The organism is Zunongwangia sp. HGR-M22 (genome assembly GCF_027594425.1).
Taxonomy (GTDB): Bacteria; Bacteroidota; Bacteroidia; order Flavobacteriales; family Flavobacteriaceae; genus Zunongwangia.
In genome coordinates this window covers 435,736-461,136 of the sequence record NZ_CP115159.1, presented here as the reverse complement: position 1 = coordinate 461,136, position 25,401 = coordinate 435,736, and the positions used below count along the sequence as shown (strand labels likewise).

21 protein-coding genes are annotated in these 25,401 nt (G+C 35.8%); 9 read left to right on the top strand and 12 right to left on the bottom strand.

The genetic code is table 11. The features are described 5' to 3' along the window. Window positions 1-15 precede the first annotated feature (15 nt). The 10 genes from PBT91_RS01995 to PBT91_RS01950 form a co-directional block, all read right to left on the bottom strand. Window positions 16-1,446 carry a 2-oxo acid dehydrogenase subunit E2 gene (locus PBT91_RS01995; protein WP_270060142.1) on the bottom strand — a complete coding sequence of 477 codons (1,431 nt, stop codon included), beginning with the start codon at window positions 1,444-1,446 and terminating at the stop codon, window positions 16-18. Between the two features lie 18 nt (window positions 1,447-1,464). Further along, window positions 1,465-4,128, bottom strand: a complete 2,664-nt coding sequence (aceE, locus tag PBT91_RS01990; RefSeq protein ID WP_270060141.1) for a pyruvate dehydrogenase (acetyl-transferring), homodimeric type — start codon at window positions 4,126-4,128, stop codon at window positions 1,465-1,467. 246 nt (window positions 4,129-4,374) lie between these two features. Then, entirely contained in the window at window positions 4,375-5,607 is a 1,233-nt protein-coding gene (gene clpX / locus PBT91_RS01985) for an ATP-dependent Clp protease ATP-binding subunit ClpX (RefSeq protein WP_270060140.1), read from the bottom strand. A gap of 72 nt (window positions 5,608-5,679) precedes the next feature. Further along, window positions 5,680-6,354 (bottom strand): ATP-dependent Clp endopeptidase proteolytic subunit ClpP, encoded by a 675-nt coding sequence (gene clpP / locus PBT91_RS01980; protein WP_270060139.1) that lies wholly within the window; start codon window positions 6,352-6,354, stop codon window positions 5,680-5,682. 100 nt (window positions 6,355-6,454) lie between these two features. Beyond that, entirely contained in the window at window positions 6,455-7,777 is a 1,323-nt protein-coding gene (tig, locus tag PBT91_RS01975; protein ID WP_270060138.1) for a trigger factor, read from the bottom strand. An 87-nt stretch (window positions 7,778-7,864) separates the two neighbouring features. Further along, window positions 7,865-8,206 carry a phage holin family protein gene (locus tag PBT91_RS01970; protein WP_270060137.1) on the bottom strand — a complete coding sequence of 114 codons (342 nt, stop codon included), beginning with the start codon at window positions 8,204-8,206 and terminating at the stop codon, window positions 7,865-7,867. Between the two features lie 85 nt (window positions 8,207-8,291). Then, window positions 8,292-9,893, bottom strand: a complete 1,602-nt coding sequence (locus tag PBT91_RS01965) for a G-D-S-L family lipolytic protein (RefSeq protein ID WP_270061410.1) — start codon at window positions 9,891-9,893, stop codon at window positions 8,292-8,294. A 14-nt stretch (window positions 9,894-9,907) separates the two neighbouring features. Then, on the bottom strand, window positions 9,908-11,158 hold the full coding sequence (locus tag PBT91_RS01960; protein WP_270060136.1) for an OmpP1/FadL family transporter: 1,251 nt from the start codon (window positions 11,156-11,158) through the stop codon (window positions 9,908-9,910). 126 nt (window positions 11,159-11,284) lie between these two features. Then, window positions 11,285-12,049 (bottom strand): alpha/beta fold hydrolase, encoded by a 765-nt coding sequence (locus tag PBT91_RS01955; RefSeq protein WP_270060135.1) that lies wholly within the window; start codon window positions 12,047-12,049, stop codon window positions 11,285-11,287. A 43-nt stretch (window positions 12,050-12,092) separates the two neighbouring features. Beyond that, on the bottom strand, window positions 12,093-12,809 hold the full coding sequence (locus PBT91_RS01950) for a pyridoxine 5'-phosphate synthase (RefSeq protein ID WP_270060134.1): 717 nt from the start codon (window positions 12,807-12,809) through the stop codon (window positions 12,093-12,095). A gap of 200 nt (window positions 12,810-13,009) precedes the next feature. Here PBT91_RS01950 and PBT91_RS01945 point away from each other — a divergent pair, with 200 nt between their 5' ends. The 8 genes from PBT91_RS01945 (at window position 13,010) to murI (ending at window position 20,991) form a co-directional block, all read left to right on the top strand. Then, a complete protein-coding gene (locus PBT91_RS01945) occupies window positions 13,010-13,666 on the top strand; it encodes an acetoin utilization protein acuB (protein WP_270060133.1) in 657 nt (218 codons plus the stop codon). 1 nt (window position 13,667) lies between these two features. After that, window positions 13,668-14,552 carry an NAD kinase gene (locus PBT91_RS01940; protein WP_270060132.1) on the top strand — a complete coding sequence of 295 codons (885 nt, stop codon included), beginning with the start codon at window positions 13,668-13,670 and terminating at the stop codon, window positions 14,550-14,552. A 97-nt stretch (window positions 14,553-14,649) separates the two neighbouring features. Next, window positions 14,650-15,351, top strand: coding sequence for a type IX secretion system protein PorG (gene porG / locus PBT91_RS01935; protein WP_270060131.1), 702 nt, complete (start codon window positions 14,650-14,652; stop codon window positions 15,349-15,351). A 3-nt stretch (window positions 15,352-15,354) separates the two neighbouring features. Further along, window positions 15,355-16,095 (top strand): isoprenyl transferase, encoded by a 741-nt coding sequence (locus PBT91_RS01930; protein ID WP_270060130.1) that lies wholly within the window; start codon window positions 15,355-15,357, stop codon window positions 16,093-16,095. A 7-nt stretch (window positions 16,096-16,102) separates the two neighbouring features. After that, on the top strand, window positions 16,103-18,742 hold the full coding sequence (gene bamA / locus PBT91_RS01925) for an outer membrane protein assembly factor BamA (protein ID WP_270060129.1): 2,640 nt from the start codon (window positions 16,103-16,105) through the stop codon (window positions 18,740-18,742). A 29-nt stretch (window positions 18,743-18,771) separates the two neighbouring features. Next, window positions 18,772-19,584, top strand: a complete 813-nt coding sequence (locus PBT91_RS01920) for an OmpH family outer membrane protein (RefSeq protein ID WP_270060128.1) — start codon at window positions 18,772-18,774, stop codon at window positions 19,582-19,584. A gap of 35 nt (window positions 19,585-19,619) precedes the next feature. Then, window positions 19,620-20,132 carry an OmpH family outer membrane protein gene (locus PBT91_RS01915; protein ID WP_270060127.1) on the top strand — a complete coding sequence of 171 codons (513 nt, stop codon included), beginning with the start codon at window positions 19,620-19,622 and terminating at the stop codon, window positions 20,130-20,132. 67 nt (window positions 20,133-20,199) lie between these two features. After that, window positions 20,200-20,991 carry a glutamate racemase gene (gene murI, locus PBT91_RS01910; RefSeq protein ID WP_270060126.1) on the top strand — a complete coding sequence of 264 codons (792 nt, stop codon included), beginning with the start codon at window positions 20,200-20,202 and terminating at the stop codon, window positions 20,989-20,991. On the opposite strand, the gene PBT91_RS01905 is transcribed toward murI, so the two are convergent. Then, entirely contained in the window at window positions 20,988-21,971 is a 984-nt protein-coding gene (locus tag PBT91_RS01905; RefSeq protein WP_333474213.1) for a PorP/SprF family type IX secretion system membrane protein, read from the bottom strand. The genes murI and PBT91_RS01905 overlap by 4 nt on opposite strands. 134 nt (window positions 21,972-22,105) lie before the next feature. Between PBT91_RS01905 and PBT91_RS01900 the strand changes: the two genes are divergently transcribed. Beyond that, window positions 22,106-23,038 (top strand): NifU family protein, encoded by a 933-nt coding sequence (locus PBT91_RS01900; protein ID WP_270060125.1) that lies wholly within the window; start codon window positions 22,106-22,108, stop codon window positions 23,036-23,038. 72 nt (window positions 23,039-23,110) lie between these two features. On the opposite strand, the gene PBT91_RS01895 is transcribed toward PBT91_RS01900, so the two are convergent. Beyond that, window positions 23,111-25,375 carry an inorganic phosphate transporter gene (locus tag PBT91_RS01895; RefSeq protein WP_270060124.1) on the bottom strand — a complete coding sequence of 755 codons (2,265 nt, stop codon included), beginning with the start codon at window positions 25,373-25,375 and terminating at the stop codon, window positions 23,111-23,113. Window positions 25,376-25,401: the final 26 nt, after the last annotated feature.

Below are 25,401 nucleotides of genomic sequence, written 5' to 3'. Positions count from 1 at the left end.
TAAATGGAATCCTAATTACACACCAAGCAAGGCTTTGTAAGGATCTTCCAACGCCTGAGTGATCCAATTGATAAATGCAGCACCATCAGCACCATCGATTAAACGATGATCGTAGGATAAACTAAGCGGTAAAATCTCTCTTGGTTTAAATTCGTTGTCAATATAAACAGGCTTTTTTGCCGAACGTGAAATTCCTAAAATCCCCGATTGTGGTGCGGGCACAATAGGTGTAAAATTAGTTCCGCCAATTCCGCCAAGATTAGAAATAGAGAAGTTGGCGCCCTCCATATCTTCTTTACTCAATTTACCATCTCTTGCCTTTTCAGCGATATTGGTTAATTCCGCAGCAATTTCTATGATACTTTTCTTGTCGGCATCTTTAATTACCGGTACTAACAATCCTTTTTCGGTAGCAACTGCAATCCCGATATTCACATAATTTTTCAGGATCATTTCCTGATTTTCCATATCTACGCTGGCGTTAAACTTTGGAAATCGAACCAACGCACTGGCAACGATCTTCGTAAGCAATGCCGTAATGGTTAATTTTCCCCCGGCTTTTTCAGCTTTATCCTGATTTGCTTCTAAATATTGCTGAATATCGGTAATATCGGCTTCATCAAACTGAAAAACATGTGGTACTGCTTGCCAGGAAGCCGTAACATTTTTAGCTGTTGCTTTTCGGATATTGTTTAATGGCTCACGTTTTACATTTCCGAATTTTTCAAAATCCGGTAAAGAAACTGAAGCTGATTTTGTAGATTTTTGACTTCCGCCTTTAGCAAATTCTTTGACATCTTTTTCTGAAATTTTTCCTGAAATTTCTTCTGCCAATTCACTAAGATCTACCCCAAGCTCTCTCGCTAAACGACGAGTTCCCGGTGAAGCCTGAATTCCGGCTCCGGTAGATTTCCCTGAAGATTTGTTTGATTTTTTCTTCTCCTCTTTATCTTCATCATCAGATTCAGATTCATCATTTTTAGAAGCTTTTTCCTCCTTTTCTTCGTCATCTCCGTCAGAGTCTTCCTCTTCATCATCGTCAGAATCTTTGCTCTCGCTAGCTTTCTCTTCTTTTACTTTCTTTTTTTTCTTGCCACTATCTTCTTCAGCAGCATCATCTTCATTTTCTTCTTCGGAAGTGTCTTCATTTTCTTCTGTATCTTCTGAAGATTCTTCAGCAGCATCATCGTCCTCTCCATCAGATTCACCGTCGCCTTCTAGCAAAATAATTACCTGACCGACTTCAACCTCATCACCTTCACTAATCTTTATTTCTTTTACCGTTCCGGCGTCTGAACTTGGAACCTCAACAGAAGCTTTATCACTTTCTACAGCAATAACGCCCTGGTCTTTTTCAATTTTATCTCCTTCAGCGACTAATATTTCGGAAACTGTTGCCGTTTCTACTCCGTCCGCTATTTGTGGTACTTTGATTTCTATAGCCATTTTTCTTTTCTTTTTTGATTAGGATGTTCTTGGATTCGGTTTTTTAGCATTGATGTCAAATTTCTTAGCGGCATCTTTTAACTGCTTGGCTTTAATTCTTCCTTCGTTTGCTAACTCGTAAAGTGTGGCAAATACAATATGTGCCGCGTTTACTTCGAAGAAATTACGTAGTTCTGGTCTTGCATCGCTGCGGCCAAAACCATCGGTTCCCAAAGCAGCAAGATTTGTAGGAAACCATTTTGCGATCGATTCCGGCAATGCTTTCACATAATCGGAAGCGGCTACAAAAACACCTTTTTCTTCTTCCAGACAATCTTGAATATAATTCTTCTCTTTGTTTAGCTGAGTTTTTAAGCGATTATTACGTTCTGTATCTATAGCGTCATCGTATAATGATTTGTAGCTGGTAATACTCCAAATATCTACCGCAACATCATATTCTTTTTCTAGAATTTCGGCAGCCTCCATTACTTCAACCATAATAGAACCGCTACCAAAAAGATGTGCTTTTTTATCGGTTTTGCGTTTTCTGGTTTTCTGAAATTTATACATCCCCTTCAAAATACCCTCTTCACTGTCTTTAGGCATTTTTGGCATTTTGTAGGTCGCATTTCCAAGCGTGATATAATATTGATATGTTTTTTTGTCGATATACATTTCCTGTATTCCGTTTTTTACAATAGTCGCCAATTCGTATGCAAAAGCAGGATCGTAAGCTTTTACCGTTGGGAATGCTAAAGCAAATAAATGACTGTTGCCATCTTGGTGCTGTAAACCTTCACCTGGCAAACTTGTTCTTCCTGAAATACCTCCTACTAAAAATCCTTTTGCCCCGGCATCTGCTGCTGCCCAGATTAAATCTCCGGTTCTTTGAAAACCAAACATAGAATAAAAGAAGTAAAACGGAATCATTGGAATTCCCTGATTGAGATAAGAAGTACCGGCGGCAATAAATTCGGCCATGCAACCTGCTTCAGTAATTCCTTCTTCCATTATTGCCCCATCTTCAGATTCTTTATAAAACAGCAGACTTTCTTTATCTACCGGCTCATATACCTGGCCACCGGGAGCGTAAATCCCAACTTGCCTAAATAAAGATTCCATCCCGAAAGTTCGGCTTTCATCTGGAATAATCGGAACAATATATTTCCCCAGTTCTTTATCTTTAAACAACCTACTTAAGGTTTGGATCATTACCATTGTTGTTGCCGCCTCATCATCTCCTGAACCTTCTAAAAAACTTTTAAATACTTTTTTATCGGGTTGTTTTATGGCTTCGCTTTCATCTTTGCGTTGCGGCATAAAACCGCCTAAATCTTTTCGTTTTTTCTGAAGGTACTTAATTTCTTCGCTATCTTCTTCAGGCTTTATAAACGGAATATCTTTTATTTCTTTATCTGAAATTGGCAGATTGAAGAAATCTCTAAACGATTTCAACTCATCTTCTTTAAAGCTCTTAGTTTTATGGGAAACATTACTGGCTTCACCGGCTTTTCCCTGACCGTAACCTTTAATAGTTTGAGCTAAAATTATGGTAGGCTGACCTTTATGCTCGGTCGCTTTTTTATAAGCATTATATATTTTTTGCTGATCGTGACCGCCACGCTTTAAGCGTTTCAACTCATCATCAGATAAATTTTTGACAATTTCAGTTAAATTTTCATCTTTTCCGAAGAGATCTTCTCGGATAAATTCGCCTTCAGAAAATGCATATTTTTGAAGTTGCCCATCGGGTAATTCATCTAATAAACTAATTAACTTGCCTTCGGTGTCTTTTTCAAAAACCGAATCCCAATCTTTCCCCCAAAGCAGCTTAATTACATTCCATCCGGCTCCACGAAATAAACCTTCCAGTTCCTGAATAATTTTTCCATTTCCGCGTACCGGACCGTCTAGACGTTGCAGATTACAATCTACCACAAAGGTTAGATTATCTAATTTATCACGAGCAGCTACACTTATTGCGCCACGTGCTTCCGGCTCGTCCATTTCTCCATCACCTAGATATGCCCATATTTGCTGATCATTATTTTCTATTAATCCACGTTTTTCAAGATACTTATTAAAACGTGCCTGGTAAATTGCATTGATAGGTCCTAACCCCATAGATACAGTTGGAAAGTTCCAGAACTCCGGCATTAAATGCGGGTGTGGATAAGACGTTAAACCTTTATCTGATTTTATTTCTCTACGGAAGTTTTCTAAGTGTTCTTCAGTTAATCTACCTTCTAAAAAAGCTCGAGAATAAACACCAGGTGAAGCGTGTCCTTGAAAGTAAACCATATCAGATCCTGCTTCACGATCCATTTTATAAAAATGATTAAAACCTACTTCCCACAAATGTGCTATAGAAGAATAGGTTGAAACATGCCCTCCTATACCTTTACTTTCATTATTTGCTCTCACCACCATGGCCATGGCATTCCAACGAATGTACCCTAAGATTTTCTCTTCAATTTCGATATCACCAGGATACTTTTCTTCGTCTTCCGGGCTTATAGTATTTATATAAGAAGTGGTAAGGGGTAAGTTTTGCTTCACACCGTTTCTTTGTGCTTCAGCCTGAAGTAATTTTAGGATTTCTTCAACTCGTTCTTTCGACTCATTTTGCAATACCCATCTGAGCGAATCCAACCATTCCTGATTTTCAATCTCGGTATTACTTTCATTTTCCTTAGCCATACTATGCAATTTATTGATTGGTAAAAAGAGTTCTCTTCTTATGAAATTACCAATTTATAAGGCTGAGTTAAAATGATTAACAGAAGATTATAGTGCAATGCTAAAGCTTTCAAAAAATAAAATTGATAATCTGATTTTTGGAAGGTTTACTTGCAGATTTATTAGTGAAGTGAGAAATAGATTGAAATAAAAAAGCCCCATAAATAACAAAATTTATGAGGCTTTTCAACTAATATTAGCTTTCAACTACGAAGCTGCTTTCAGTGCATTTATAGTTGATTTATTTAATTTCTCGTCAGCATACTTTTTAGTAAGCTCAAATTCTTTTACATCACTTTCCGGAAGATCAAACATCGCATCTGTTAAAATTGCTTCACAAAGCGAACGTAAACCACGTGCACCAAGTTTGTATTCTACCGCTTTTTCTACGATATAATCCAAAGCTTCATCGGTTACACTAAATTCGATTTCATCCATTTCAAACAATTTTGTGTATTGTTTGATAATCGCATTTTTAGGCTCCGTTAAAATTGATCTAAGCGTATCTTTATCTAATGGATTCATATACGTTAGTGCCGGTAAACGACCAATAATCTCAGGAATAAGTCCAAAATCTTTCAAATCTTTTGGGATGATATATTTTAAAAGATTAGTTCTTTCGATATTATCATCGCTCTTAGAGGCACTAAATCCTACCGCTTGCATATTTAAACGCTTACTGATATTTTTCTCGATACCATCAAAAGCTCCACCCGCGATAAACAAAATATTCTCTGTATCTACCTCGATAAATTTTTGATCGGGATGCTTTCTTCCTCCTTTTGGCGGAACATTTACAGTAGTTCCTTCTAAAAGTTTTAGTAAAGCTTGCTGAACACCTTCTCCAGAAACATCTCTGGTAATTGATGGGTTATCGCTTTTACGAGCAATCTTATCGATCTCATCAATAAAAACAATTCCGCGTTGTGCTTTTTCTAAATTATAATCGGCTGCCTGTAATAGACGGGTTAAAATACCTTCTACATCTTCTCCTACATATCCTGCTTCGGTTAAAACCGTCGCATCTACAATTGCCAAAGGCACATTTAGCATTTTAGCGATTGTTTTTGCCATAAGGGTTTTACCGGTACCGGTTTCTCCTACCATAACAATATTACTTTTCTGGATTTCGATATCATCATCGCTATCCGGTTGTAATAATCGCTTATAGTGATTATAAACGGCAACAGACATTACCTTTTTAGTAGCTTCCTGACCAATTATATATTCATCTAAAAAAGCCTTAATAGATTTAGGCTTACTTAGCATTAATTCTGAAGATAACTCGTTTGCTTCCCCTTGTTTGGATTCTTCAAGCACAATACCGTGCGCCTGCTCTATACATCGATCACAGATGTGAGCATCCAAGCCGGCAATCAATAGATTGGTTTCCGGCTTTTTTCTTCCACAAAAGGAACATTCTAATTCTTCTTTCGCCATCTTATTTAATTTCCTGTTCTGTTTTAGAAATACCTTCTAAAACTCTTCTCTAAATTTCGTTCTTAATACTCCTTAGTCTCTAGTAAGAATTTCGTCGATCATCCCGTATTCTTTTGCCTTATCAGCTTTCATCCAGTAATCACGATCACTATCTTCGTGTACTTTCTCGTAAGACTGCCCAGAATGTTTAGAGATAATTTTGTATAATTCTTCTTTTAAAGTAATAATCTCTCTTGCTGTGATTTCGATATCACTAGCTTGTCCTTGAGCTCCGCCAAGAGGTTGGTGAATCATCACTCTAGAGTGTGGTAATCCACTACGTTTTCCTTCTGCTCCTGCACAAAGTAATACCGCTCCCATTGAAGCTGCCATACCAGTACAAATCGTAGCAACATCTGGTTTTATAAACTGCATGGTATCGTAAATACCTAAACCAGCGTATACACTACCACCAGGCGAGTTTATATAAATTTGAATATCTTTTGAAGAATCTGTACTTTCTAAAAATAATAATTGCGCCTGAATAATATTAGCTACCTGATCGTTGATGCCAGTTCCCATAAAGATAATCCTGTCCATCATTAATCGTGAAAATACATCCATCGCTACAGCATTCATTTGGCGCTCTTCAATAATGTTAGGCGTCATCCCCATTGGGGTCATACTGCTTACTATTTTGTTATAATAATTGCTATTTATCCCGTGATGCTGGGTTGCGTATTTTTCGAATTCTTTTCCGTAATCCATCAATTTTTCTTTTTAATTACACATGCTACCCATAAAGCCAAAAAAGGCGTTATACCATATGGATAACGCCTTAAAGATAGGTATAAATTATAAAAAAGGCTTAGTTATAGATCTCTTTCACAAAATCATCGTAAGTAACTTCCTTTTCGTCAAATTTCATATTCTCTTTGTAGAAATTTAACAGCTTTTCGTTTACTAATTGCTCAGAAAGACGCTTTACTTCGTCTTGGTTAGAAAGGATTCTTGCTGCGATATCGTCTAATTCTTTATCTGAAGGATCCATCTGCCCAAATTGAGCCATTTGTTCTTTAATTTTATCTTTAGCGAAAGCTTTAAGCGCTTCAAAATCTACCTGAATATCGTTATCCTTAACGATTTTTCCTTCGATCAACTGATAACGTAAACCTTTTTCGCTCTTTTCGTATTCTTCAACCGCTTCTTCTTCAGTAAGTGGTTTTTCTCCAACAGTTCTAATCCATTTTTGAAGAAATTCTTTAGGAAGATCGAAGTCTGTTTTTTCAATTAATGCTTCAGTAACATCATTCATTAATTGTTGATCACTTTGCTGAGTAAATTGCTTCTCTGCATCTTCTTTGATCTTTTCTTTAAGCTCGGTAACTGAAGTTACTTTCCCTTCTCCAAAAAGTTTATCAAATAATTCCTGATCTAAATCTGCAAGCTCTCTTTTGTTAACTTCAGAAATAGTAAACTCAACTTCGATATCCAGATCGTGCGCTTTATCGTGCTCAACCTTTAAGTGTTGTTGCAAGTCGTGATCATCTTCAAAAAGACTTTTTGTCTTTAAAGTGATAACATCACCAGCTTTAGCGCCAACAAATTTATTAAGATTTCTCTTCCCTTTAATTTTTTCTAACTCGATAGAAGTTTCGTTTTCGATTCCTTCTTCTTCGTTTTTAAAAGTTCCGGCTACGATATCTCCTTCTTCAACTTCTTCCTTAGAAATTAATTTACCGTATTGCTTCTGGATAGATTCGATTTGGCTATCGATCATTTTATCATCAGCAACGATATTATATTTTTTAACCGGCTTTTCTAAGTCAAGATCAACTTCAAACTCTGGCGCAAGACCTATTTCAAATTCGAATGTATACTCATCTTTATTCCAGTCGAAGTTTTCTTGCTCTTTTGGAATAGGATTTCCAAGAACGTCTAATTTTTCTTCAGTAAGATATTTATTAAGATTTTCCTGTAGCAATTTGTTTACCTCATCTACTAAAACAGCCTGCCCGTATTGCTTTTTAACCATTCCCATAGGAACATGACCTTTTCTAAAGCCAGGAATATTGGCGTTTTTACGGTAATCCTTAAGGATTTTCTCTACTTTAGGAGCATAGTCGTCTTTTGCGATATCTACTTTAACTACCGCATTCAATTTATCAATATTCTCTCTGGTAATATTCATTCTTGACTTATTATAAAAATTGGTGTGCAAAATTAAGCTTTTTTCATAAGCCTGCAAAGTTTCAAATTATTGAATTTCAGCAAGCTTCTAATCCTTATCAAGAAGGGAATACAATATCGACTGAAACAAAGAAAAAAGCAGACTAAAAATAATCGCCATAAACCAACCATCGACGCTGAATCCTCCTATAAAGCTATCTGCAAGAAATATAATTATCGCATTTATAATTAATAGGAATAGCCCAAAGGTTAAAATTGTTACCGGTAAGGTAAGAACGACCAATATTGGTTTTAAAATCAGGTTTAAGACCGCAAGTACTACAGCTACTATAAACGCTGTTAGATAACTACTTACACTTACACCGGGTAAAATCTTAGCAAGACCAACCACTACAAGGGCCGATAAAAGAAGTTTTAGTAAAAGTCTCATATTTAATTTAGTTTGAATACCTCAAAATTGCGAAAAAAAAAGCCGGCTAATTGCCGACTTTCTTTATTTTAATATAAGTTTATCATTACTGTACATCATTACTAGGTGTAATAGTGTTGTATTGACCAACATTCACTTTAGGAACCGTAGAACCATAAGTTGCATTTATTTGATCGATAATCTCGTTCGCCATTACCGCATATCCTCTTGGTGTTAAGTGAACGCCATCTAAAGAAAATGCACCACCAGTCCCGAAAGTAGAAGTAACCGAACCTCCATCATAAGCGACACCTCCATTAGCCACTTGGCTAAGCATAGCATTAGCATCAACAAAAGCAAGATTATTGGTTGTCGCAATACTTTTTATGGAAGTATTAAAGGCGTTTGTGGCTTCTAAAATTTCAGTCTGCTCACTTGGTATTAAAACATACTCATCACCTAGCGGATAAGTAATCCCGTTTATTGCAAGTTGCCCGGCCATTTCTTGCGGCACACCTGCCTGAACTAGCTGAGTGAACCGTGTTTCATTAAGCTGCCCAATAACTCTTGAAGAAGTAAGTGTGAATAAATCTTCGGAAGTAGCCTGACGAACCTGCCCAAACTGCTGCCCATATAGTGCAGCCATCGACGCATCGAATCCAGATTGCGTTAAAACCTGAGTTATTTCCGCTGAAAGATTTGTCAATGATTCATCAAAAATCAATACTGGCGAAGCCGCTGTTTCAGAATACTGAATACTTCTATCAGAAACTTGTAAGGCAGCAAAAACCTGATTTAACTGTGAAAAAGTAGCATTTAAAGTGGGAATTTGAGCTGCAAAATCGTCGTTAGCTGCAGGATTAAGTGCATTAAACGGTACGGTATTAAAAAATGCTACATCTGTAACGTCTGGTATATTAATAAGGACACCCTTGGCGCCTCCAGAGATTAAAGTTTGTACTAAACCTGAATATACCTGAGCAAAAACATCAGGATCTGTAATATCATTTGATCCATATGTCCTAGGGTCTAAATTACCTGTCTGATTTACCCCAGTTCCTCCTGAACTTGCATAACCTAAAACATCGTTATTACCTATCCAAAGCGTAAAAAAGGTAGGGTTTTGAGCCATCGCATCAGCCATAATACTTGTTTGAGGTGAAGAAGCAAATCTTACAAAATAAGGATTAGCAAGACCGGCCTGCACTCCTGCTATATTACCATAACCAGCCACACCCAAATGATACGATTTAGCACCAGGAACACCCATATTACTAAAAGGCCCTTCTAAAATATTTGATATATCTGTAGTAGGCGACATTCCTGTATAAACTGAAGGAGCACGCTCCCCATCTTCATCTACTGCTAGCACTAAACGATTATTGAAACCCTGCAATGGTTCGCCGGATAGTAAAAGTCCGCCGGCATTATCATTCATATAAGGAATTGTAAACTCCTGTGTTTCCTGAGTTAGAGCAAATTGTCCCGCCAAAATATTGGGATACGAATTTCTTTGCCCCGTAATATAAAGTGCATTATCTGCATAACCTGCGGTTAACGAATTTCCAAGAGCAACATAATTAGAGAAATCTGCTTCTCCATTAGTATAAACACTTCCTTTTTCATCTATTGGGTTATCTAAATCTGGCTCACAAGAAACTATTCCCAAAGCCAATAAACCAACTACTAAAAATTTATAGTTTTTCATCATTTCCTGTAAGTTTAAATTTTGAAAGTTACCCCAAGACCAGGAACAAACGCCACAGTTTTGTAAGTCCCTTCAAAAGGTACATTTTCTCCGTTTTCCATATAATAATTGTAAGACTCATCTACTTCTTTAAACCTATTGTAAAGGAAAGAAGCATCTATGGAAAGCTTTTCGGTAATATTTACTGAAAGTCCCGCGGTAAACCCATGCGCGTCATTTCTTGGTGTTTCCGGCGCAAAATATCCTGATTGTACAGGAGATTCATCAAAATAGTAACCAGCTCTAAGCGTAAACATTTCGTTAGCTAGATATTGAACCCCGAATCTATAGGTATTCGCATCTTTGTAATTTCTAGGATTCTCTGAATCTGGAATATTTGGATCTTCAAAATCGATATCTAAAGATTGATAAACATCCCAAAAAGCGCGGTTATAATCAAAAGCCAACAACCATTTCTCTGTAAGCTCGTAAGATGCACCGATTGAAAACTCTGCTGGTAAAGGCAGCGATGCATCAAATCTAGTATCATTAAAAGGAGCAAGTGGTGAATTAGGAATATTGCTAAAATCTGCGTCACCATCTTCTGCTTCGACAATAATTTCTGAACGATAGTTTGCTCCTATTCTCAGTTTATCGGTAGGATTATACATTGCCCCAAAAGACCATCCCCAAGCATGAACCCCAGAAGCATCTACAGTTACATTTGCCCGATTTCCATCGATATCGCTAAGGGTTCTATTTAAGTTTCTATTAAAGTTAACCGATCCATTTACATAGATAGGACCACCACCAACACTAAATTTTTCTGAAATTTTTACTGAAGCTAACGCCTGAACATAAATTGCCTGGAGATCGATATCGTTTACCAGATGAGATCCAGACCAATCGGTTGGCCATTCTACAGAACTACCATAAGGCGTATATGCTGCTAATCCTAATGTTAACCAATCTGTAGCTCGATAAGAAATGTAAGCATAAAAGGGAGTTCCTATAGAACTATCTGTTCTGGACATTTGTCCAAATTCATCATTCTGCCAAACCACATCAGAGAATACGGCACTTGCTCCAAAAGCAACATTTATATTATCCTCTAAATACACTAAACCCGCCGGATTAAAAAAGGCCAGCTCTGCATTATCAACCACAGCTACACCAGTATGCCCCATAGCCAGTCTCCGCTGCCCCTGAAGCCCTACTCTGTAACCACCTGCATAAGCCATTGCAGCTGCCAACCCAAAAAGGGTTAGAAATACTAGTTTCTTCATAATAATTTATTGTAGAATTAAGTTTTATCAGGTTTAAAAAACCTATGCTCAAATTTAGTATAAATTACGAATCCTACAACAAAATAGAGGAAAATATTATGTATGCATAATAATTAAAGGTGCTTTTTACAAAAATCGTATTATAGCATTGTAAAAATCATTCTGGTTTTCTGCATGAACCCAATGGCCCGCATTACTTATTACTTCAATTTTTGCTTCTGGAAAATGAGTACGGAGAAGTTGCTCATCTTCAGGTAACCTTATGTAATTAGACTTTTCTCCTTTTATAAAAAGTGTTTCGCCTTTATAAACTTCATCTTTTTCTAAACCTGCTCCAATATTTTCAATCTTGTCTTTTAGCGTTTTAAGGTTTACTTTTAATACATAGTTTCCTTTCCCTTCGCGGTCTAAATTCTTCAGAAGAAAAAGCTGTGTTGGCCTATCGGGAACGTATTCAGAAATTATTTTAGAGGCTTCCTGGCGAGAGGAAAGATTGGCGTCTTCTAACAAGGTTAATCCTGCTAAAATTTCCTGATGATGAGGTTCGTAATATTTAGGAGCAATATCTACGATTATTAGTTTATCTAGCAATTCTGGATAGGTTGCTGCAAAGAGCATCGCTGTTTTACCACCCATAGAATGGCCTAAAAGCACAATTTTTTCCAACTTGTGCTCTTCGATATATTCTTTTAAATCTTCCACTAATAATTCATAAGAAAAATCATCACTATGCGGACTTTTACCATGATTTCGCTGGTCTACCAAATGAACTTCGTAACCATCTTCAGAAAACATTTTACCTAAAGTCTTCCAGTTATCTCCCATTCCTAGAAATCCATGCAAAATGATAAATGGCTTTCCTTTTCCTAAAACATTAGTATGTAATTTCATTTTTGTTCTTTTAAAATCTTAACCAAAATTGGTCAATTTTAATTTACTTTAATTTCTTTAAATATCTTGCTATGGTCTCTTCTAGACCTAAATAAAGCGCTTCTGCAATTAAGGCATGCCCAATAGATACTTCATCTACAAAATTCACGTGTTTTTTAAAGAATGCTATATTCTCCAACGACAAATCGTGACCAGCATTTACACCCAACTCCAAATCGTGTGCAAGTTTGGCACATTTAGCATATGGTGCCACAGCTTCTTCTTTATTTCCGTGTGCAAATTTTTCAGCAAAACTTTCTGTATAAAGTTCTATACGGTCTGTTCCGGTTTCTGCGGCTCCCTCAATCATTTTTTCATCTGGATCAACAAAAATCGAAGTACGAATACCATATTTTTTAAATTCTGAAATTACTTCCTGCAAATATTCCTTATAACGAATAGTATCCCAGCCGGCATTACTGGTAATTGCATCTTCAGCATCTGGCACTAGCGTAACCTGCGCTGGTTTAATTTCCAGGACGAGATTTACGAATTTGGTCACTGGATTTCCTTCAATATTAAATTCAGTTTTTAAAACCGGTTTCAGATCTTTCGCATCCTGATATCTAATATGTCTTTCATCTGGGCGTGGATGCACCGTAATGCCTTGTGCTCCAAATTTTTCGATATCCAAAGCACATTTCACTACATTAGGTATATCCCCTCCCCTTGCATTTCTTAATGTGGCAATCTTATTAATATTAACGCTTAACTTCGTCATAGCTATAGTTTTCTCCTTTCAATAAAGGGATTTGTATTTATAGTTTTTATTTGACATATAGAGCCGTGTGCAATTATAAATTACTACTGCACTACATACTCTAAAGCTTATCTTAAAACTTTTTGTTTTAACAAAAATACAAAGTTGGGTATGGCTGAATGAATTTTATTTTAATTAATTTGCGCTAAAGGACGTGGGATATGAATATGGAAGAATATATTTTAAATGACGTTTCAATTCGTCATTTTACTGACAAAATTGGTGAAGTACAGAAAGATTTTAATCAGCTTACCTATTCTCACTTGCCCGTAGAGAATAACGGATTATATATGGGATGTATTTCTGAAAATGACATTCGTTGCTTTGATGCCGAAAAATCAATTGAAGATTACCAATATGCGCTGGAAGGTTTTTTTGTTAGAAATACCGATTACTGGCTAGATGTACTCGAAACTTTTGCACAAAATGATTCGAATATCCTACCTGTATTAGATAACGAAAATGAATATCTGGGTTATATCGAATTAAATGAAATTATGGGAATTTTTAACGAAACTCCCTTTTTGAACGAAGCAGGAAACATTATTGTAGTAGAAAAAGGATTTAAAGATTATTCGTTAAGTGAAATAAGCCAGATTATAGAATCAAGCAACGTACATTTACTTGGCTTATTTGTGTCTAAAATTGAAAACGATCTTGCCCAAATTACCATCAAAATAAATCCTACGGGAATTACTGAAGTGATACAATCACTACGAAGATATGGTTACAGTATTATCTCCCAACACCAGGAAGATTCATTTAATAAAAATCTTCGAGAACGCTCTAAATATCTGGACAAATACCTAAACATTTAATATGAAAATAGGCATTTACGGCCAGTTTTATCACGAAAACGCCGGCACTTACATCAATCAACTTTTAGAGCTTTTGCAAGAACAAAAAGTTGAAGTTATTATCGAACGTTATTTTTTAGAACTTATCAATAAAAATCAAAGCGTTACGGGGGAATATAGTGACTATGAAACATTCGATGTTTTAGATGACAGTTTTGATCTTTTTTTCACTATTGGTGGCGACGGTACCATTTTAAAATCGGTGAATTATATTAAGAATTTGGATATTCCCATCGTTGGTATAAACACAGGGCGTTTAGGATTTCTATCTACCATTCAGAAAGAGCAAATTGGAGAAACGATACACGCGATTTTGAGAAAAGACTTTAGTATTTCTCCAAGAACGGTATTGCAAGTGGAAACAAATCCAGAATTTAATGAAGAGATCTTTAAAAATGTAGCCCTAAACGAAATAGCAGTTAGCCGAAAGAATACAACCTCGATGATTACAGTAGACACCTGGCTAGACGATCAATATTTAACCTCTTACTGGGCGGATGGATTAATAATCGCTACACCTACGGGATCCACAGGATATTCCCTTAGTTGTGGCGGGCCGGTTATTACTCCAGATGCAGATTCTATCGTAATCACACCTATCGCACCTCACAATTTAAATGCAAGACCGCTTATTATTAAAGATAATACAAAAATCACTTTAAAAGTTAGTGGACGCGAAGACTCTCATCTTCTATCGATGGATTCACGCTTAGCAAGTCTCCCTAATGATACTGAAATTATAATTAAAAAAGCACCCTATACTATTAATCTAGTAGAACTTCACGACAATAGCTTTCTACAGACGCTAAGAAAGAAACTTCTATGGGGAGAGGATAAACGTAATTAGACAATATTTTTTTTAAAACTCTGTTAATGTAATACTAATTAGCTCAAATTATTGCAGAGCAAACATAATTGTTATATTTGCAAACTTTTAAGAACCTATGCGGTATCGAATAGCTTTAGTTTTAATGGTAATTACTTCAGTACATTTGCAATCTCAGACCTATGAGGTCGGTGCCTTTTTGGGTGGCGCAAATTATATTGGTGATGTGGGTAAATCTACTTACATCAACCCAAGTGATTTGGCATTCGGGGGTATTCTTAAATGGAATCGCAGCCCTCGCCATTCCTTTAGGTTTTCTGTTATTATGGGAAATATAGAAGCAGATGATACCGAAAGTAATGATACCCGAAGAGAACAAAGAGGTTACTCTTTTAGTAATACGATTACAGAAGCATCCTTAGGCTTAGAATTTAATTTCTGGGATTTCGATCTTCATAAGGGAACGCCGCAAAGCAGCCCTTATCTTTACACAGGTGTTACTTATTTTAGTGCAGACCACGTAATATTAGATGGATCTAGAGGAGGACCATTGGTAAACCAGGGTACAAACTGGGAATTTGCGATCCCAATGGTTATTGGTTACAAAACAACTTTAACTCAGCGTCTAATTGGAGCAGTAGAAATTGGCGCGCGATATACGTTTACAGATAATTTAGACGGAAGTAATCCAGAGGAATTAACCGACACACAAGATCCTATTCTTACCTTTGGAAATCAAAATACAAATGATTGGTATGTTTTTACCGGAATCACATTTACAATAACCTTCGGGAGAAAACCCTGTTATTCGAGCTTTTAGAGAATGAATTTTAAAGAAAATCTCAACTTAACAAAATTACCTGCGCATATTGCCGTTATTATGGACGGTAACGGTCGTTGGGCCAAAAAACAGGGCTTTTTAAGAGCCGTTGGGCACAACGAAGGTGTAAAATCGGTTAGAGATGTAGTTGAAGGAAGTGCCGAAATCGGAGTTAAATATCTAACTCTTTACGCATTTTCAACAGAAAATTGGAACCGCCCTAAATTTGAAGTTGATGCTTTAATGAAAATTTTGGTTTCTTCGCTAAAAAAAGAAATCAAAACATTACAAAATAATAATATTAGATTAACCGCCATTGGTAATATTGAGAACTTACCAAAAAAAGCGAAAAGAGAACTTTTAGATGTTATCGATAAGACAAAAGACAACTCTAAAATGACGTTAATTTTAGCTTTAAGCTATGGATCCAGAGAAGAAATAACCTCTGCATTTAAAATTTTAGCCAATAAAGTACAAAATGGAACGTTAAAACCAGATGAGATCAATGATTCTTTAATCTCTGAAAATTTATATACCAAAGATGTGCCCGATGTTGATCTTATGATTAGAACTAGCGGCGAACAAAGAATCAGCAACTTTTTGCTTTGGCAAATGGCTTATGCCGAGTTGTATTTTACAAGTATTTTATGGCCAGACTTTAGAAAAGAAAATCTTTACGAAGCCATTTATAATTATCAAAACAGAGAACGAAGATTTGGAAAAACAAGTGAGCAACTTAGTTAGTGCATTTATGACGAAAAATATAGTAGCATTCGTAATAATTTGTTTTACTCTTAGTATCGCTGCCAATGCGCAGGATCTCCCTATAGGAAATGGTAAAAAATATACTTTAGGCGAAATTAAAGTAACTGGATCTACACGATACAACGAGCAAACCGTAATCTCGTTTACTCGACTTAAAAAAGGTGAAGAACTTTACATCCCGGGACAACGTTTAAGTAATGTAATTAAAAAACTTTGGGATCTAGATATGTTTAGTGACATTGAATTTTATATTACTAATATAGATAACGGAGTGGCCGATCTTGAGCTTGTTATTACCGATATCCCAAAACTATCAGAAGTTCGAATTCAGGGAATTAAAAAGAAAAGAGATAAAGAAGAGCTTATTGATGAGAATAAGCTTAAAACCGGTGTAAATGTTACCGAGAACTTAATTACAAATACCAAAAACTATATTGAAAGCAAGTATAAAAAAGACGGCTATTTTAATGCAAAAGTAGCTATCAATACTGTAGAAGTAAAAGACACAACCGGTACCAATCAGGTAAATATGGTTGTAAATATTGATACTGGTGATAAAGTAAAGATCAAAAATATTGATATTATCGGTAACGATCAGATCTCTGATGCGAAGCTGAAAAGAGCAATGAAAAACACAAAACAAAAACGCTTTTATCGCTTTTGGAAACGCTCTAAATTTAACCGCGACGATTATCAAGAAGACAAACAAAACCTGGTTAATAAGCTTAAAGAAAATGGTTTTCGCGATGCGCGTATCATATCTGACAGTCTTATAAAAATAGACGATAAAAATATCGCCCTAAATATTAAAGTTGAAGAAGGAGACAAATATTTTATCGGAGATATCTCATTTGTAGGGAATACAGTTTATACAGATGAATTTTTAGATCGCGCAATGGGAATCAAAAAAGGAGACACTTATAATGGTGTTCTTATTAACGAACGAATCGAAGCGCAGGATCCAAACGCAACAAATATTTCAACAATCTATAGAAATAACGGTTATTTATTCTCAAGTTTCAACTTAGTTGAAACGCGTGTTTACAATGACACTATAGACTTCGAATTACGTATTAACGAAGGTAAAGAAGCGTATTTTGATGAAATTAGAGTGGTTGGAAATAACAAAACAAAAGATCACGTAATCTATAGAAATTTACTAACAAAACCGGGACAAAAATACAACCAACAAGATGTTGTTTCAACCGTTAGGGAATTAGGTTCATTAGGATTTTTCGATGCAGAACAATTAAGTCCTGAATTTATTGATCCAGATCCACAAAGTGGAACATTATCTTTAGAATATAACGTTGTGGAAGCAGGCGCCAGCCAAATCGAACTACAAGGTGGTTACGGTGGCGGTGGCTTTATAGGTACACTAGGACTTTCTTTCAACAACTTCGCTATCTCAGAGATCTTCAATAAAGAAGCTTACAAGCCGGTACCGATGGGAGATGGCCAAAGATTATCTTTAAGGGCACAGGCAAGTACATACTACCAAACCTATAGTCTTTCTTTTATGGAGCCTTGGCTAGGAGGTAAAAAGCCAGTACAGCTATCAACATCATTTTCTTACACAAGACAGTTCTTGTATGACTACCGATCGAGAAGAGCTGACAAAAACCGTAGTTTCGACATTTTAGGGGTTAGTGTAGGTTTTGCGAAACGTTTAACAGAGCCAGATCCATATCTTCAGGTTTCACATACTTTAGGGTTTCAACGTTACGATCTTAATAATTATAATACCGGTTTATTTACTTACGGTGATGGTTTCTCTAACAACTTAACTTACACCTTTGGTATTACTAGAGATAATACAAGATATAACCCAATATTCCCTATTGCAGGATCTGTTTTCAGTATTACAGCTAAGTTCACTCCTCCTTATTCTTTATGGAATGGTGTTGACTATGATGACTTAGAAAACCAAAGAGAATTTCAATTAGAAGACAACGATGGTAATTTAATTAACAGAAATGGTGGGCGTGTTACCGAAGCAAATGCCGTTGGCGATCAGGCGAAAATTGACCAGGAAAAATATAAATGGTTAGAGTTTTACAAAGTGAAATTTAAAGGAGATTGGTATACTACATTGGCTAATTTTGGAGAAAACAAAAACTTGGTACTAAGAACTAATGTAGAATATGGATTTCTAGGTGCCTACAATCAGGATCGTGGAGTACCACCTTTCGAAAGATTTTATCTTGGTGGCGATGGTCTTGGCTCATACAGCCTTGATGGTCGTGAGACTATACGTCTTAGAGGTTATCCCAATCAATCTTTAATTCCGCTAGACAGAACTAACTCTTTAAGCCAGGCATCGAATGATGATGGAGCTACTATTTATAATAAATACTCTCTAGAACTTCGATTCCCGATAACGCTTAAACCTTCAGCTTCTATTTATGCATTAACTTTCTTAGAAGGTGGTGCATCTTATGATAATTTTAGAGACTTTAACCCATTTCAGCTAAACAGATCTGCAGGTGCAGGTTTAAGAATATTTATGCCAGCTTTTGGATTATTAGGTATCGATTTTGGATATGGTTTCGATGCACTGCCAGGACAACCTAATAGCGGTGCTAACGGATGGGAAACTCACTTCATCATTGGGCAACAATTTTAAAATGGCATGATATTTTCTATCTACCAATTATGAAAAAAATATTCCTTATCATACTAACCATACTTTTACCCCTGGGAGCTTTTTCCCAACGCGGACTCAATATTGGTTATATTGACATGGATTATATTTTAGAGAATATTCCGGAATATCAGGAAGCATCAAATCAACTTGATAATCGTGTGCAGGATTGGAAAAATGAAATAGATACTAAAAAAAGAGCAATTTCTGAAATTCAGACCCAGCTTGAAAACGAAAGAACTTTATTAACTAAAGAACTTTTAGAGGAACGAGAAGATGATATTAAGTATCTTCAGGATCAATTGACCGAATATCAACAAAAAAGATTTGGCCCGGGTGGTGATTATATTTTACAAAAGCGCCAGCTAATTAAACCTATACAAGACCAGGTATTTAACGCAGTTCAGGAAATAGCTGAAAGAAGAAAATTTGATTTTATTTTTGATCGAACCTCAGATATTGGTATGATTTATGCCAAATCCAATTACGATATGAGCGATCAGGTAGTAAGAATTATTACAAGGGCTGCTAATAGAGAAGAGATTGAAAGCCGCCAGGATCTTATAGAATTACAACAAGCAGAAAATAGAACTGTCGAGCAGGATTCAGTAATTCAAGCTCGGGAGCAAGCCTCTCAAAATGCCAAAACAGAACGCGAATTATATATTGAAGAGCGAAGAAGAAAACGTGATTCTATGAGAGCTGCTAAAAAAGCTGAATTTGAAGAAAGAAGGGCACAGATATTGAAAGACAGAGAGAGAAGAAGAGATAGTATAAATGCAGCCAGAGAAGCTGAAGTTAGAACTAAGGATACAATCAATTAACAAATAATTACTTTAACACTTAATAATTAATTAAAATGAAACAATTCAAAACACTTTTTATAGCCCTAGCCTTAACATTGGGAGCTACAACATTTGTAAATGCGCAGGATTCTAAAATCGCTCACATTGCAACTCAGGATCTTATCGAGTCTATGCCAGCCTACAAAGAAGCAATGACGCAGCTTGATAAGCTACGAAACACTTACGATGCTGAGATCAAAGATATGATGAATGAAGCTCAAAAAACGCTTCAACGTTACGAAGCTGAAGCAGAAACTGTAACTGAGGAAGAAAACCAAAAACGTTCTATGGAGTTACAAGGTGCGCAAAGAAGAATTCAAGAACGCAGCCAAAAAGCTTCTCAGGATCTTCAGAAAAAACAACAAGATCTTGTAAGACCAATCTTAGAAAAAGCTCGTGGTGCTATTCAAAAAGTCGCAAGAGCTAAAGGATACGACTATGTATTAGACTCTACAACAGGTGCTGGAGTAATCATGGCAGATGGTTACGACTTAATGCCAGCTGTAAAGACTGAATTAGGTATGTAATTTACCTTAAAACATAAAATTCTATAAAAACTGCGCAGATATCTGCGCAGTTTTTATTTTTGGAGTTATGGTAAAAGATAAAATCGGCATATTTGATTCTGGGATAGGCGGCACCTCTATATGGAAAGAAATTCACGAACTTCTTCCCTTCGAGAATACTATTTACCTTGCAGACAGCGCTAATGCTCCCTACGGAATAAAAAGTCGAGAAGAAATTGTGGCATTAAGCCGAAAGAACACCATTAAACTTTTAGAATTAGGCGCTAAAATAATTGTTGTAGCCTGTAACACCGCAACCACCAATGCAATCCAGGAGCTAAGAACTGAGTTTGACGTACCATTTATAGGAATTGAACCAGCAATAAAACCAGCTGCTTTAAAATCGAAAACAAAAACGATTGGCATTCTTGCAACCAAAGGAACGCTTAGCAGCCAATTATTCTCAAAAACTTCAGAATTGTATACACGAGGCCTAAAAGTGATTGAAGTAGAAGGAAATGGTCTTGTAGAGCTTATTGAAGCCGATAAGATTAATTCCGAAGAAATGGATATCTTATTACAAAACATTCTAATTCCGTTTCAGGAACAAGCTTTAGATTATCTGGTTCTCGGTTGTAGTCACTACCCCTACCTGATCCCTAAATTACGTCATTTTTTCAGCAACGATATATCAATCATCGATTCTGGTGAAGCGGTTGCCAGACAGACAAAAGCAGTCTTGGAGAAATTGAAAATACTAAATACTAATTTTCAACAAAAAGGAGAATGTAAATTTTATACGAATACTAATCCGAATGTACTTCAGAAAATAATTAATCCTGAAAAAGAAGAATTTCAGGTAAAGCAAAAAAAATTCTAATTTATTGCGGGACAGTGACAATCGTATCGTTCTCTATTCTTTCCAAAATTATAACCTAGTGTAAGTTGATGGAATCCATTATCACTTAACACCATTGTATTTAATTGATAGCTGAAAGTGTACCCAAAAATAAACTGTTTATATTCAATACCTAAAAACGGTGTGATATATTTCAAACTTTGGCGAGCTACTTCTTCCCCATTTCTGTTATATTCTGAAGCATCAAAACTATGCCGATAAGAAGCACCTATCCACCCAAGGCCAAAATCAAAATCTTTATAAGCTTTTAGATTTGCGTCTACACTACTCTGCGAATTTTGCTCTCGTAACTGAAATAAAACTGAAGGTTCTAATCCCCAATCATCTTTATAGAAATCAAAAACATAACCGGCAGATGCCAAATATTTTCTTTGATTATTAGGAACGGCATCTGAATAAAATAAATCGCGCTCTACAGAAATTATATTCTTAGCTGCAATATGCGCATAGAAATCCATGTAGTAATAAGACATTCCCAAATCCATATTAGCAAAAAAATCGGTTGCATTACGGCCTCCAATTAAAGGATCAAAAACTGTAAACTGAGATTGGTCTAAACGATGCTGAATAATCCCCGCACTAATCCCGAATGATAATTGATTCAGATTGACGTTATCGCGAGAAAACATAAGATGATAAGCAAAAGTACCATAAGCACCCAATTTCGAAAAATAACCGTTTTCATCTCTAAAAAAAATAGTACCTAATCCAACCTTTTCACCTAGTCTTCCATTAACACTTAAAGTTTGTAAGTTGGGTGCATCCTTAACGTCAAACCATTGCTGCCTTGCGGTTAGACGTATCTGATTATAATTAGAAGCGCCCGCCATAGAAGGGTAAAGAAGATATAAATTATCTGTCAAATAATCGGAGTAGGTTGGGATAACTTCTTGTGCTATCGCATTATTGACTGGAAAAACGAAAAATAAGCTTAAAATCAATAAGCCTTTGATTCGTTTAAAAACTATAAAATTAGAGTAAAATTTTATCAAACTATATTTTCAATTTTATATAAGTTAGGCAATAAATCTACAAGATAATTTTTGTTTAGTATTTTTGCCAAAAATTAAGAATAATGGAAAATTACAAAATTAATATACAACATACTACACAAACTCAGATTGTTAAATTTGAAGCTAACAAATTTTTAACCAAGCATGAGAATTTTGAATTCAAAAATATAGATGAAGCTGCAAAATCGCCTATAGCACAACAGTTATTTTACCTTCCCTTTGTAAAAACAGTTTATATCTCACAGAATTTTATCGCTATTGAAAAGTACGACATTGTAGAATGGCCAGAGGTAGAGCAAGAAGTAGCTGAACAAATAGAATCTTACCTTAATAAAGGTGGAATCATTATCAAAAACGATGAAACCGAGCAGAAAAATATTCCGGTAACTGTTTATGCTGAAAGCACACCTAATCCAAAGGTAATGAAGTTTGTCGCCAATCGTAAGCTTGTGCTTCATGCGGCAGAATTTAAAAATATCGACGATGCGAAGGATGCACCTTTAGCGCAACAATTATTTCATTTTCCATTTGTAAAAGAAGTTTTTATTGATGAGAATTATGTGAGTATTAATAAGTTTGATGTTGCCAGTTGGGAAGAAATCACCATGGAACTGCGTGAATTTATCCGCAATTTTATTCAGGAGGGAAATTCGGTTTTAAACAATGATGCCGTTACCACTTCTACGGAAAAAAATAATACAACCGAAGATGCTGCAAAAGCCCCAAAGCCACAAATTAATATTGATGAGTTAGATGACACTTCACAACAGGTTGTAGCGATATTGGAAGAATATATTAAACCTGCCGTTGCCAATGATGGAGGGAATATCTTATTCGATTCTTACAATGAAGAAACAAGAACAGTAAAAGTTATTTTACAAGGTGCTTGTAGTGGCTGCCCATCCTCTACTATGACATTAAAAAGCGGAATCGAAACGATGCTTCGTGACATGCTGAAAGGAAAAGTAGATTACGTTGAAGCTGTAAATGGATAATTTCTTCGGAAATAAAAACAAAAAAGCCGCTTATCAATTTTAAGCGGCTTTTTTATTAATACTAAATATTTATTATAAAGTACTTTTTGCTTCACGATAAAAATCCTGAAATAATTGCAACAAACTCATCGTAGACGTTATTAGATCGCGAGTTTCCAATAACAATCCAAAATATAATTTTGTATTACGAGGACTGGTTTCTGATGTTCTAATCCTATTAATTTGCTTCTGAATTAAGTCTGAAACATAATCCAGTAATTCCTGCTTATCTGTTAGAATTTGATCTATTTTCCCAAATTCGTGATTATTAAATGTATGCTCAATATCATCGAATAAAACCTGCATACGATCGTCAACCTTTTTCAAATCTCTAATCTGATTAAACTTCAGGTTTTTATGATTATTATGAACGTGGTTATAGCTATTACGAGTAATAAATGCTATAGACTGCGTCATATCCTGAAGATAATCCAGAATCAAAATATAAAATTTACTGGCTTCAACAGAGTCATCATCTAGCGATTTAATAAAATAAAAAATATTCCCCTTTAAATCATCTACTTCCTCTTCAAGCTTCCCTATAGCTTTATTATTTTTCTTCAGTTTGCCAAGATCATGATAACCAAGATTATCGACCGTCTTAGTGTACATTCTATTAATCCCGTGTATTACACTAGAAATATTCTCTGAAGTTTCGGTGGTAATTTCATTAATCGTAATAATATCGGTACGATTATATCGCTTATTTTTCTTCTCTTCTTTCGATTTTCTAGAATGCATTATTCCGCTTCTTACCACAAGAACTACGGCTAAAATGATTAAAACAGCTAAGGCTATAGTCCCTCCGTAGTAAATGATACAAGCAAAAATTGCTGCTGCTGTAAATGCTACTAATGCTGTTACAAACCAACCACCAATTACATTAAGTACTCCTGCAACACGATAAACAGCACTCTCGCGATCCCATGCTCTATCTGCTAAAGAAGAACCCATAGCTACCATAAATGTTACATAGGTAGTAGATAATGGTAATTTAAGGTTTGTACCTATAGAAATTAAAATACTGGCCACAACCAGGTTTACAGAGGCTCTAACCATATCAAAGGCCGGAGCATCTAACCTCTTACTTCTAGAAGTATTTTCTGGCTTTTCAAATTTCTTATCTATTTTATTTTTAACCACTTTTGGCACTACGGTAGAAACAGCTCCACTAACTATAACAGAATAGCGAACAATACTTCTGGAAAGCCAATTGGGTTCAAAACGCTCTACTCCATCTCCTTGTCTTGCCAGGTTAACTCCCGTTTCTACTACTGCTTTGGCTTTACTGCTAAACCACAAAGTTACTACCATAACACCACCTGCTATGATTAGCAAAAACTCTGGTGTAGGGACGCTCCCGCTTAAACCGCTCATCAAAAGCTCTGAAGGTAATGTTCCTGAAGATTGATAAGCAGCTTCCCATAAAGTAAAAGATTGCCACGCAGCAATAGGCACTCCAATAAAGTTTACCAAATCGTTACCAGCAAATGCTAACGCCAAGGCAAAAGTTCCTATAACAATAATTACCCTAAGAATATTCAGCTTGAAAATACTCATTAAAAGCTGACTGATAATCGAGAATATTACAAAACCAATAAGTATTATTAATAATGTATTTTCATTTATAAAATTTAGTGTTTCTTCAGAAAGGTAAGTAACACTTTTAAGACCTTTTATAAGGATAAAATAAAGGATAGCGGTTAATGAAGCTCCACCAAAAGCACCTCCAACATATTTCATTTTTTTCTCAAACTGAAAAGAGAAAATAAGCCTTGATATATATTGAACCAGCAACCCTATAATAAAGGCAATAACTACCGCCATTAAAATACCAATAATAATCTCTGTCGCCTTACTGGTATTTATATAATTAGTTAATAATCCTAAATCGCCACTATCTTTATAGATCTTAATTACAGCTATACTTACAGCAGCACCCAGTAATTCGAAAACAATAGATACGGTTGTCGAAGTAGGAAGACCAATAGAGTTAAAGAAATCGAGCAGCAGTACATCTGTAATCATTACCGCCATAAAAATGATCATGATTTCTTCAAAATAGAATTGCTGAGGCAGAAAAATCCCTTTTCTGGCAACCTCCATCAAACCACTCGAAAATATCGCTCCTACAGCTACACCTATACTGGCAACGATTAAAATGGTTCGCATTGAAACGGCTTTAGACCCAATAGCCGAATTCAAAAAGTTGATGGCATCATTACTTACTCCTACCACCAAATCTGTAATTGCCAGTGCAAGAAGGGCCACCAGCATTACAATGTATACATCTTCCATAAATCCTATATTTTCAACCAGCAAAA